Annotated in this window: 7 protein-coding genes; 3 read left to right on the forward strand and 4 right to left on the reverse strand. The window is 47.2% G+C overall.

Annotated elements, in window-relative coordinates; translation table 11 throughout:
* The first annotated feature begins 27 nt into the window (after positions 1–27).
* The 3 genes from EKG38_RS11535 (at position 28) to EKG38_RS11545 (ending at position 3853) form a co-directional block, all read left to right on the forward strand.
* A complete protein-coding gene (locus tag EKG38_RS11535) occupies positions 28–1221 on the forward strand; it encodes an FAD:protein FMN transferase (RefSeq protein ID WP_246033151.1) in 1194 nt (397 codons plus the stop codon).
* Between the two features lie 294 nt (positions 1222–1515).
* Positions 1516–3261, forward strand: a complete 1746-nt coding sequence (locus EKG38_RS11540; protein WP_246033152.1) for a sensor histidine kinase — start codon at positions 1516–1518, stop codon at positions 3259–3261.
* On the forward strand, positions 3254–3853 hold the full coding sequence (locus EKG38_RS11545) for a response regulator transcription factor (protein WP_126520402.1): 600 nt from the start codon (positions 3254–3256) through the stop codon (positions 3851–3853). The genes EKG38_RS11540 and EKG38_RS11545 overlap by 8 nt, the downstream gene beginning before the upstream one ends.
* Before the next feature lie 527 nt (positions 3854–4380).
* Here the strand turns inward: EKG38_RS11545 and EKG38_RS11550 are convergent.
* From EKG38_RS11550 to EKG38_RS11565, 4 genes are all read right to left on the reverse strand, one after another.
* Complete coding sequence (locus tag EKG38_RS11550; protein ID WP_439332655.1) at positions 4381–5784, reverse strand: efflux transporter outer membrane subunit; 1404 nt, start codon at positions 5782–5784, stop codon at positions 4381–4383.
* Between the two features lie 98 nt (positions 5785–5882).
* A complete protein-coding gene (locus EKG38_RS11555) occupies positions 5883–9044 on the reverse strand; it encodes an efflux RND transporter permease subunit (RefSeq protein ID WP_126520404.1) in 3162 nt (1053 codons plus the stop codon).
* Positions 9044–10318, reverse strand: a complete 1275-nt coding sequence (locus EKG38_RS11560) for an efflux RND transporter periplasmic adaptor subunit (RefSeq protein ID WP_246033153.1) — start codon at positions 10316–10318, stop codon at positions 9044–9046. Before EKG38_RS11560 ends, EKG38_RS11555 begins: the two co-directional genes overlap by 1 nt.
* 384 nt (positions 10319–10702) lie before the next feature.
* Complete coding sequence (locus tag EKG38_RS11565; protein WP_126520405.1) at positions 10703–11446, reverse strand: tRNA-uridine aminocarboxypropyltransferase; 744 nt, start codon at positions 11444–11446, stop codon at positions 10703–10705.
* Positions 11447–11768: the final 322 nt, after the last annotated feature.

Here is an 11768-nt window from a genome sequence, read left to right on the forward strand (position 1 = left end):
ATAAAAAGACATATTTGGGTAATTATTATGAATCGACTATCTATTATGAATCGACTATTCCGGCCATCACTATTATCTACTCTGCTTGTTTTAGGGATCTCTGTGTCGAGTACGGCTATCGCAAAACAAAATAGTGAGCCTGCCATCCAGGACACATTTAAACCTTACCAATGTGAGGGAAATGGGATCATTAGTCATTCAGATGGAGTGTCGACCCTGAATACACTTAAGTATTTTGGCACATCCATCACTATCGATGTGTATGACAGCAAGCCTGAAGCGGCAGGTCCGGCACTGTGTCACGCGCTCAATGTGGTTCAGGAATATCACTACCTCGCATCAAATTACAGTACTTATCCCCATGTCGAAAACATCAAAAGTATCAATAATGACCCGAGTCATAACCACAAAATTGACCCTAAGTTAACTGAGCTAATAGAAGCCGGGCTCGAATGGTATAGGAAGAGTGATGGCTATTTCAACATCGCCCTGTCACCGGTTATCGATGTCTGGCGTAAACACAGAAATGCCTGTAAAGGTGAGATTAAAGAACAAAACATCTGCACCACGCCAAGCCTTAGCGAATTAAATGAAGCCGCTAAATATATCAATATCGATGAGATCAACCTAAACACCACGGGTAATACAATCAGCATGAAAACCGGTATGAGCATTAACCTTGGCGGGATCGCAAAGGGATGGATGGCCGAGAAAGTTTATGAGCAGCTGAAATCTGACGGGATTAGCTCGTTTATGATCAATGCTGGTGGGAATATACGTCACTACGGGTTACATCCCGATGGTAGAGAGTTTAATACGGCCATCGAAGATCCTCTGTGCAAGAAGTATGATTATCAACTCCCCAAGTGTAGGGAGTTTGAAGGCCAATACCACGAAGTCGTTCATGGTATCGATCTCACCATAGTCTCCAGCGGTAACTATTTGCGCTATTACCGGGTTAAAGACCAGGAATACCACCACCTTATCGATCCCAAGACATTGCGACCTAAACCGAAAGGGATATCGACGTCTGTCGTTCTCGACGGACAACAAATATTTGCCGATGTCATATCTACGACACTATTCTTAATGCCACTCGAGCAGGCTCTCGAATTTACAGACCGTTCAGATTATCTGGAAGCAGTTTGGTATTTAGATGATGAAGGAAATAAGGTAAGTTCGGCTAACTTCGACAAATACAGATTTAAACCAAGAAATTAGTATAAAACTAATTTGCAAACAATAAGTCATATTTGCAGGTCATTTATTTAAGTGAGTTTATTGAGCGTGAGTTGGTGGGCCAAATTATTTAACTGAGTTTATACAACTAATACTTAACAAAATTTATGGCAACTTGATTATACCAACTGATATTATGATAGTGATATAGTGGTTTCCCGCAATAAAGCCATTATTGTGTGTCAGCTCCCTCGCTCTATGCGACTCGCTATCATAATTTCAGATTATAGATGATAATTAAAACAAAATGACAATAGGTCACCGAACTACGCTTTTATGAAACGAATCTTGCTATTGATAACCTCACTGCTCTCCTGCTTTGCTTCTGCAGATGGGAATGAGCCATTGAGGATCGGAGTTCTCTCTTTCGCATCCCCCGACACCGTTTACCAGAGATGGGCACCGACCTTCGATCGGGTTGCCGAGAATACGGGTCATACTTTTTCAGTTCTGCCATTAACCCCAGGTGAATTGCAAGAGTTTGTCGCAAATGACAAGCTCGACTTCATTATCGGTAATGCACTCACCACAGTGACATTTAAGAAAGACTATGGTGTGAGTAACCTACTTTCACTAGTCCCTAATTATCACTCGGATCCGGACCATGCTGTAGGCTCTGCCTTGATCACACGTTCTTCACTCAACATCGAAGATATTGGACAACTCAGTACCATGTCAGTCGTCTCATCAGATCCCAATGCCTTTGGTGGCTTTCAAATTCTGGCCGGTGAACTGGCATCTCACAGTATTAACCCGTTTAAAGACTTCAAAAAACTCACCTTCGTTGGATTTCCCCAAGACAAGTTGCTCAACCTGGTATTAGATAAAAAGGCCGATGTCGCTATCTTGCCCTCTTGTGTGCTCGAATCGGCGATTAAAAAGGGGCTCGTTCCCGAGACGGCATTGAAAGTGGTGCTCCAAAAAGAGGTGCCAAACTATGAATGTGCCGTATCCAGTTCTCTGTATCCCTCATATGCCTTCTCTAAACTCGGCCATACCGATCATGTTTTGGCCACCCAAGTCGTTAAATCCTTACTTAAAATTACGAATAAAGACAAAGAAGCCATTTCCGGGCGATACCAATACTGGTCGGCACCGGTAAATGACCGTGAGGTATTTAGATTACTACGTACACTCAACCGGTGGCCGTTTGTCACCAATTGGGAGTTCTTACTTAAAGGTGCAGTACCTTGGGTCATCGGGGCTTTGATCCTTTTACTACTCGGATACCTGCACCATCTGCGAGTCAAGCGTTTGGTTGTTCTGCGTACACGCGCACTATCTTCAGAGATGGAGCAACATCAACGAACTCAAAAGGAATTATTTGAACAACAAAAACAGTTTTACAAGGCGCAGCGAGTACTGCTAACCGGAGAGATGGCCTCAGGTATCGCCCACGAGCTTAATCAGCCGCTCGCCGGGATCAGATATTTAACCCAAGGCTGCCTGTATCGCCTGACACCCGAACAAGGTGAATTAAATAGCGCATTGAATAAGGCTATTGAACAAGTAGATCGAGCCCAGAGCACCATCAAACGTTTCAGGCAGTTTTGCCAGCAACCCAGTGTGTATGAAAAATGCGATCTCAAGAACCTAATTGAAGAGACCCTGAACCTGATGGCCCCAGAGTTTAAAAGGATGCATCTCTCACCCAAGTTGTCACTGGAGCGAGTTACAACCATTGCCGATATCAGCCTGATACAACAGGTATTAGTCAACCTTATCCGAAATGCTCTCGATGCGATGGAATCTGATGATATGCCTCAGCTTGGGATCCAGCTAGTTGAAGAAGACAAGCATGCGGTAATTATTATAGAAGATAGTGGCATTGGGTTATCAGAGGAGGCCCTGAGTCGACTCTTCTTTCCCTTTGAAACCTCGAAAGAGAAAGGGCTCGGACTCGGTATGGTGATTTGTAAACGAATCGTTGAAGAACACGGCGGTCAGATCCATGCCGTTAATCTGATTAAAGGTCTTAAAATTACTGTTTCTTTGCCCATAAAGGAGCAACAAGATGTGTGATATCTACCTCGTTGATGACGATCAGGATGTATTAGATTCTTTGAGTTGGATGCTCGATGGTCTCGGACTCAAAACTCAGGGCTTTTTAAATGCCGCAACCTTTTTGAGTGCGGTCGATATTACTCGACCTGGCATCGCTATCTTAGACATTCAGATGCCAGACATGGACGGCATTGCGTTACTTCACCATATCAAAGCTGCCGCCAGCCCTTTGAGTGTCATCATGCTTACCGGCCACGGAACCATCACTATGGCTGTACAAGCGATACAACAAGGGGCTATAGACTTTTTGGAGAAGCCTGTCGATGGCGATAAACTTAGCTTACTGTTAGCGCGGGCAAAAGAGATAAGCTTACAATCTTTTGATGAACTTCGCCTGCAAACAGAGATAGATCATAGAGTCGCAAGCTTAACCCCTAGAGAGCACGAGGTGATGTTAAAGGTGCTTGAAGGAAAGCAGAATAAAGTCATTGCCGCCGAATTAAACATTGCCCAGCGCACCATAGAGTTACATAGGCAGAAAGTGATGCAAAAGATGCAAGTCAGTAACGCTGCGGAGCTGGCTTATCTGATGGCCAAGAGTGAAGAATAAGGAGCGAGGCTTCTTGTTGTAGGAGCGGCTTTAGCCGCGAAAACTTGGATAGAGTTATTTAGTACAGATAGTAGCCAGAGAAATAATTCATTTAGGCCAGGCGCGTACGGGAGTACCTTGACCAGGACTCGCAAAACTCCCAGCCCCTCTCTTTACAAACATGCCCGACTTGATAACGATTGAAGCTGATTTGTTGTACTCTTTTATGGTTAGTTTCCTGCTTAAAAGCATGAAGGTAGGCTGAGTTATCTACATCTGCAAGCATACTCACACTCAAATATGTCGCTATTGAGCATACGGACAATAGGAGAAATTTATGGATGGGGCGTTTGGTCATCTATCACTCCTCATGTTGGGATTACGAAGCGATAAGGCACAACAGATATACTGAAGGGTTAAAGCTTAGGCACAGACCATAGCGTTACTGGCCTTATTATCAATATAGGGAAGTCTGGGCTATTTGGCAAAACTTATAACCCAGCATCCCTGATGTCATGACTTATCCAACTCTTCTTTTTAGCTCTGAGCTATTCCCCTTCGATATCGGCACCCATCACTGGCGGTGCATCTTGTAGCGAAAGAATCCCACCACCCAGAGCGCGGTAAAGCGTTATCATGGAAAGGAGTCTGTCCCGTTTTATCTGACTCAAGGCGAGCTGGGCGCTAAACAGTTTACGTTGAGCATCCATAAGATCCAGCGAGCTGGCGACTCCATTGCGGTATCTCAGTCCGGCCAGACGGTTATACTCACTTGAGGCTGCCACCAGCTCCTGCTGCGCATGAATGGCAAGCTCAGAACGTCTGAAGCTATTCATGGCATCATTGACTTCAAAGTAAGCGGTTAGCACCGTATCTCTATAGGCAAGCATTGCTTGTCTGGACTCCTCTTTGGCTATCTCATACTGAGCAGAGATACTCCCGGCATTGAAGATTGGCGCCGTAATGCCTCCGAGTAACGACCAGGTCACGCCCTCACTATCGAGCAAGTTACTTAGTTCATCGGATTCACGCCCAAAACTGCCACTGATGGTAAACTTCGGGAAAAAAGCCGTCTTGGCGACCCCCACTTTGGCATTCATCGCGATCAAGGCCTGTTCGGCCGCCTTTACATCGGGACGTTGAGATAACATCTCAGAGGGGACACCGACATTAAATTGTGTGGGGAAATGTGCGCCTTCGGCTCTAAGCTCCTCTTCGGACTGTGGCTGCAGTGGATAATCGAACTCTCCGAGTAAGATCCTCAATTGATTCGCCTTCTCCCCTCTTTCGAAGTCGAGATCGGGTAAGGTGACTTTGGCACTCTGATATTCAACCTCTGCTTGCCTTACCTCTAAGCCGGAGATCACGCCGTTTTCTTTGCGAAGACGCGCCAAATCCAGCTCCTTTTTACGCAGGGCCACAGTATTGACTGAGATCTGATATCTCTGCTCGATATCCAGCCATTCGTAATAACGGCTGGCGACGTCGCTTATTAAGCTAATTGTCGCTAAGTTCAATGACTCCTGAGCTGACAGGAAGTTGGCATATTCAGCTTCGCTTCGCCTGCGATTTGCCCCCCAGATATCCAGTTCCCAAGATACGACGCCAGATAAGTTGAACTCATTTTCACTGGAAGGATCAGTACTGGTCAGTCCACTATCGAGTGATCGTTCGCCATAGCCATCGATCCCGATTTTAGGATACAAAGCCGCGCCGGTAACGATAATGCGCTGCCTTGCAGCAATAAGCCGAGAGCGTACAGTTTCCAGATCCAGGTTCTGCGCCAAAGCATGGCTAATTAATGGTTGTAGCTGTGGGTCCAGATAAAAATCCCGCCACTGGGTTTTACCTATGTTCTCGCCCTCGATTTGAAGCAATTCATTATGATACTGGCTCGGAAGGTCCAGCTGTGGCTGTTGATAATCAGGCCCCATGGCGCACCCAGCTAGCATCGATGTGCAGCCTACGAGGGCGATGAATGCGAAGCGGTTATGACGACGTTTGAACTCTTGACCTTTTAAAGCAGGACCTTTGAACATAGAGTTTTTCATTAAACTGCCCCTCCCTGTTCGCTCGTTGAGGCACTAGCCTCATTATCACAGCTCTGCTTGTTTGACTCGGTTTTGGACTTGAGCCATCCCGCAGTGGTGACAAAGAAGAGCGGCACCATCACTATGCCGATTGTGGTCGCGAAGATCATGCCACACAAGATGGGAATCGAGATCGATTGTCGACTCACGGCGCCAGGCCCAACCGACAACACCAAGGGCAGTACCCCTAAGATGAAGGCCATTGAGGTCATCAAGATAGGACGGAAGCGCATATTTGCGGCTTCCAAAGCAGCCTCCAAACGACTCTTGCCCTGTTTATGCAGCTGATTGGCAAACTCGACAATCAAAATCGAATTCTTTGCCGCCATACCGATTAGTGAGATAAAGGCGACCTGGAAAAATAGGTTACTCTCCATGCCACTGACTAATGTGCCTAACGCCGCCCCCAACATTGCGATAGGCGCGATAAGTAACACAGCGATGGGAAGTGTCCAACTCTCATATAGGGCGCACAAGAAGAGGAACACAAACACCATGGCGAGGGTTACAGCTATGCCGGTCTGGTTTGCAGATTGTACCTCTTGATACGTGATCCCGGTCCACTCATACCTGAACTCGTTTGGCAGCATAGGCTTGGCGACACGCTCGATGGCGCGGATCACGTCACCCGACGCGTAGCCTTGAGCCGGGGATGCATTGATTGACGCGCTGGTAAACAGATTATAGTGCGTCACGGCGGCTGGACCCACAGAGTAATCATATTCGGCTAACACACCGATAGGCACCATGGCGCCACTGGATGAACGAACATAGTAATCTTTTATCTGCTCAGGGAACTGACGATATCTGTCTTCGGCTTGAACCTTAACCCGGTACACGCGGCCAAACAGGTTAAAGTCGTTGACGGTCGATGAATCGGTAAAGGTTTTAATTGTGCTGTAGATATCAGAGACATTAACACCGATAGCCATGGCCTTGGCTTCGTCTACACTGAGGTGCAACTGAGGTATGGCACTCTGCAGCGATAACCCGGCGGTTGTTATCTCGGGTTGTAGTTTAAGTGCCTCGACCAGTTCATCAGCCGTTTCCATTAAGCCTTTAAAGTTGGTGCCGGATGTATCTTGCAGCTCCATCTCGACGCCCGAGCCATTACCTAAACCAGGTACGGCCGATGGCAGATAGACACTAAATTCGGCCTCTAAGATATCCTGTAGGGAGACCTTAATCTCTTTCATCACCTGCTGTACGGTGGCATTGTCATCGGCGCGCACTGACCAAGGCTTTAAGATCACCTCAAACATGCCATTGGCTTGGTTAGAGCCCGATCTGCGATTTTCACCTGCCAAGGTAAATGAGTAGGCCACGGCAGGATGATTAAGCACCTTGGCTTCGGCTTTTTTGAGTACGGCCTGTGAGCGGTTAACCGTGGCGCCATTGGGCAGAGACATATCGATAAAGAAACGTCCCTGATCTTCATCGGGCATAAAGCTCGATGGCAGGCCGGACATAATGATATACACACCACCCACCATCACGGCAAAAGCCAGGTAACTGCGTTTAGCATGCTTATTAGTTAGCGTCACTAACGCCACATACTTACTCGTACTGATATCGAGTTTGTCGTTTAGCCATTTAAAGAAACCTGATGTAGCCTGATCGCCCGGCCTTAACAGCAAGGCACATAGCGCCGGAGAAAGCGTCAACGCCACCACGGTTGAGATAAGCACGGCAACGGTGATCGCGACCGCGAACTCACGGTACATGATGCCCGTGATCCCTGACAGGAAAGAGACGGGGACGAATACGGCCGCCAGCACCAAACTGGTCGCCACTAATGCACCGGATAGCTCCTTCATTGCCACCTTGGTCGCCTCTGTTGGACTAAGGCCATTCTCATGCATCAGACGCTCGACATTTTCAACCACCACGATGGCATCATCGACCACAATACCGATGGCTAACACCAGGGCGAGTAAGCTGACGGTATTGATGGTGAAGCCAAAGGCGAGCATAGCGGCTAAGGTACCAATCAAGGAGACGGGTACGGCAATAGCCGGAATCAAGGTTGCCCGCCAGTTCTGCAGGAATAGATAGACAACTAGGATAACTAACACCAATGCTTCGATGAGTGTCTTTACTACTTCGTCTATCGAGTTCTGGATAAATATCGAGGCATCGAAGAAGACCTGCCACTCCATCCCCTGTGGGAATTTTTGACCTAAGGCGGCCATCTCTTCCTTGACCTTTTTTGTCACCTCTAAGGCATTGGCCCCCGGCAACAGGTAGACCTGCAAGATAGTGGCGTTAGCGCCGTTTAATTGAGACTGCAGTGTGTAGGCGGAGGAGCCCAGTTCTATACTGGCGATGTCACGCAAGCGGATCAATGAACCATCTGTGTTCGCCCGCACTATGATCTCATTAAATTGTGGCACACTGCTCATACGCCCCGCGGCGGTAATGGGCAATGTCATGCTGAGCGAGTCAGTATTTGGCTGAGAGCCGATAGAGCCAGCTGGTGACTCCTTATTTTGCGCCTTGATGGCACCGATAACATCACTGGTCGTCAAGCCGTAGCCTGCCATCATGTCAGGCTTAAGCCAGACTCGCATCGAGTAACTACGGGAGCCGGTATTACGTACCCGGCCCACACCGGGAATGCGCTTCAGAGCCGACTGGATATTAATGGTGGCGTAGTTACTGAGATAGATCTCATCATAACGCTCGTCACTCGAGGTCAGTGCAAGTTTGAGTAACTCAACCGAAGCTTCTTTGGATACCGATACGCCTTCTGTTTGTACATCGATTGGCAAGCTACCCGTCGCCTGTTGGGTCGAGTTTTGAACATCGACGGCTGCCAGATCGGGATTGGTGCCCACATCGAAGGTGATAGTCACGTTAGCGCTGCCCGAGTTGGTACTTTTCGAGCTCATATAGATCATGTTGGGGACACCGTTTAACTCTTGCTCAAGCGGCGTTGCAACCGATTCGGCGGCCGTTGTGGAGGTTGCCCCCGGATAGGATGCCGAGACCTTAACCTGTGGTGGCGTCATATAGGGGTATTGATCTATCGGCAGCTGGAACATGGCAATAACGCCAAGGAGCACGATAACGATGGATATCACGCTGGCAAAAACAGGGCGATTAACAAAATACTGAGCCATTATTCTTGCTCCTGTATCTGCTCTAATTCTTGTTGCTTCAGCGCCTGCTGTTTCTCTTTTGAATCTTCTTTCTTATGATATTGCTCTGCCGTTAGCGGCTCGGCAATTTGGCCGTGCCTGACTCTATGCATGCCTTCGACTATGACTAACTCTCCGGCCTTTAACCCACTTTGTACCACGACCCCCATAAGCCCCTGATGATCGATGACGATGAAACGTCTTTCTACCTTGTTATCCGGTAAAACAACCATCACATACACACCGCCCTGCTCTACCTGAGTGGCTTTTTGAGGAATGACGATGGCATTATGCACCTCATTGAGCTTGATGCGCACATTAGTGTATTGACCGGGAAGCAGCTCTTTATCCGGGTTAGGTAGTTCGGCGCGAACCTGAAAGGTGCCCGTTTCTGGATTGACTGACGGGTCGGTAAAGCGTACATCACCCAAATATCGATACTCACTGTTATCGGGGAGCGTGATGGTAACAAATCCTTCGACTGCCTTCCCCTCTGACTCGGCCTCCTTTTTCTCTGAATAACTCGTCATACGTCGTCTTGCGTTCAGATAATCGAGTGCCGACATATTGAAGGTCACGTAGATGGGAGCTACCTGCTTAACCCGGGTTAACAATGACTGGCCACTGCTTCCAACCAAGGCCCCGATATCGACCTCGGAGCGGCTGACTAAGCCACTAATAGGTGAACGTATCATGGTATAGCTTAGTTCGAGTTGTGCCTCTTCCAGCTCCGCTTTGCTCGCGGCTAAGCTTGATTTAGCTTGCGATAATACCGACAGGGCATTATCGAAATCTAGTTGACTGGCTGCATCTTGTTCATAGAGTGGCTTTAAACGCGCAACATCGCGCTGAGCCTTATCCAATACCGATTGCTGAGACTCCACATTTGCCTTCAAACGGTTAACCACGGCAACATAGGGGCGATCGTCGATTCGATAGAGAACCGAACCCTCTTTTACTCCACTTCCTTCGATGAAACTCTTATCTTCGACAAAACCGTTTACCCGCGCCCTCACCTCAACATCCAATGACGCTTTAGTCACGCCAATGTAATTGCCATACAGAGGGACTGTGGCCGTTGACACCTGCTCGACTACGACGGCTTTAGGAATGATTGTCGGCGCCACTTCTTCACATCCGCTAATGCCTGCCAAGGATCCAAGTAAGATAGCGAACCCTATTGAGGGGCGCTTGAAGCTAGTGATTATAAATTTCGCGAGTGGGTTAATCTGAGCGCTCTGTGGAAAATGAGGCATAGTTCCATCCATGATTTAATTTTGGTGATCGGTTACTTTATTGCCGATTAAAGATTTGAGACTGGCTTTATAATGATAATAGTGACAACACAAGCCATTACGATAAACACAATTGCACACATTGTAATGACTTAGCGTTGCATACATCAAGAAAAAGAAAGAAGATGGTTAATGAAATGATGAGAAATGAGGGCTGAATCTTTTTGCCTCCGCCAGGCGATGTAAATCCTGGTTTTTATGTCTCTAAGCAGTCTGGCGAATAGCCTCTTCAATGACTGAGAGTTTGATTATAAGACCAACCTGAAGTGATGACCTTATAAGCTCTTTTGGGCTGTACTCGCACTTGTGAATATATAGGTGCGACTAAATTGAGTTGAGAGAACGTTATTTGAGGCTAGCTTTAAATGCTTGAGTAAGCTCCACCAAGGGGCTTAAATCTGAGGTGCTTTTACGGCTTCGACTAAAAATAGAAGACTCGATAAAGAGTTCAAACCAGGCATTGAGTGATTCGGCATTTGCTTGCTCACCCGATACCCCCAGTGCCAGAGCCGCAACCTCTGCCGTCCCCAATTGAAAATCGCGACTGCCTTTTCGTAAACCATACTTAGCAGCCGTATCCGGCGTAAAAGACAGCAGTGGCAATTTGTGAAGATAGGGACTCTTGCGAAACATTCTTATCGCTTCACGCCAACTACCATCGAGCATGATAAACAGGGGCTTCTTACCCTCGCCGATAGACGAAGGGGTAACCTTGTCGACTATGGACTGATTATCATAAGCATATTCACCAGGGAAAATCACGAAGGGCTGATATTCAGGGCTCTGGATCAAGGCCAACATTTTCCTGTTAGCATAAGTACGCGACCAGATATAGGCATGGGTATCGGGAATAAGATCGGCAATTAAACGCCCGCTATTACTGGGTTTTAACACTTCATCATCGTACATTATCAATAAGAAAGCATTATTCGATTCAAGCTGTGTGCGAGATTCACAGGTGCAATACACCTCGGCAAGTAGACATTGTTCACAACGAACCAAGTTTTTCCCCCGTGCTCCATAGGGTTTGGTGGAGATAGCCTTACGATATTGATAAAGTCTATGTACTGCGTGCTGGTGAAAACTCATATTCTAGATGATTACCGTTAAAAAATTTGATAGCAAAATATTACCCAAGCTCTTAGCAAGCCAACGCGAATACCTGTTTCAACAATTGCTGATGAACCCGGCTGGCTAATCACAAACACACTCTGGCATAACGAGAGGAGGATTAAGGCTGGGCATATTACGCTTAACCTCAATGTCTCACAAGTATTGTTCGCGGCTAAAGCACGCTCCTACATGTAGGAGCGGCTTTAGCCGGGAAAAAGTCAGGGAATTACCCATGAAACGCTATAATGGAATCAGGCCTGCGCATTAGAGACCACTCGAATTAGTGCCCATTAATCAA

Source organism: Shewanella canadensis, from assembly GCF_003966225.1.
In the GTDB taxonomy this organism is placed as follows: Bacteria; Pseudomonadota; Gammaproteobacteria; order Enterobacterales; family Shewanellaceae; genus Shewanella; species Shewanella canadensis.

What these genes read in the sequence shown, in the direction of transcription:
- EKG38_RS11535 (WP_246033151.1), top strand. Translation starts at nt 28, where the DNA reads ATGAATCGACTATCTATTATGAATCGACTATTCCGGCCATCACTATTA.
- EKG38_RS11540 (WP_246033152.1), top strand. Translation starts at nt 1,516, where the DNA reads ATGAAACGAATCTTGCTATTGATAACCTCACTGCTCTCCTGCTTTGCT.
- EKG38_RS11545 (WP_126520402.1), top strand. Translation starts at nt 3,254, where the DNA reads ATGTGTGATATCTACCTCGTTGATGACGATCAGGATGTATTAGATTCT.
- EKG38_RS11550 (WP_439332655.1), bottom strand. Translation starts at nt 5,784, where the DNA reads ATGCTAGCTGGGTGCGCCATGGGGCCTGATTATCAACAGCCACAGCTG.
- EKG38_RS11555 (WP_126520404.1), bottom strand. Translation starts at nt 9,044, where the DNA reads ATGGCTCAGTATTTTGTTAATCGCCCTGTTTTTGCCAGCGTGATATCC.
- EKG38_RS11560 (WP_246033153.1), bottom strand. Translation starts at nt 10,318, where the DNA reads ATGCCTCATTTTCCACAGAGCGCTCAGATTAACCCACTCGCGAAATTT.
- EKG38_RS11565 (WP_126520405.1), bottom strand. Translation starts at nt 11,446, where the DNA reads ATGAGTTTTCACCAGCACGCAGTACATAGACTTTATCAATATCGTAAG.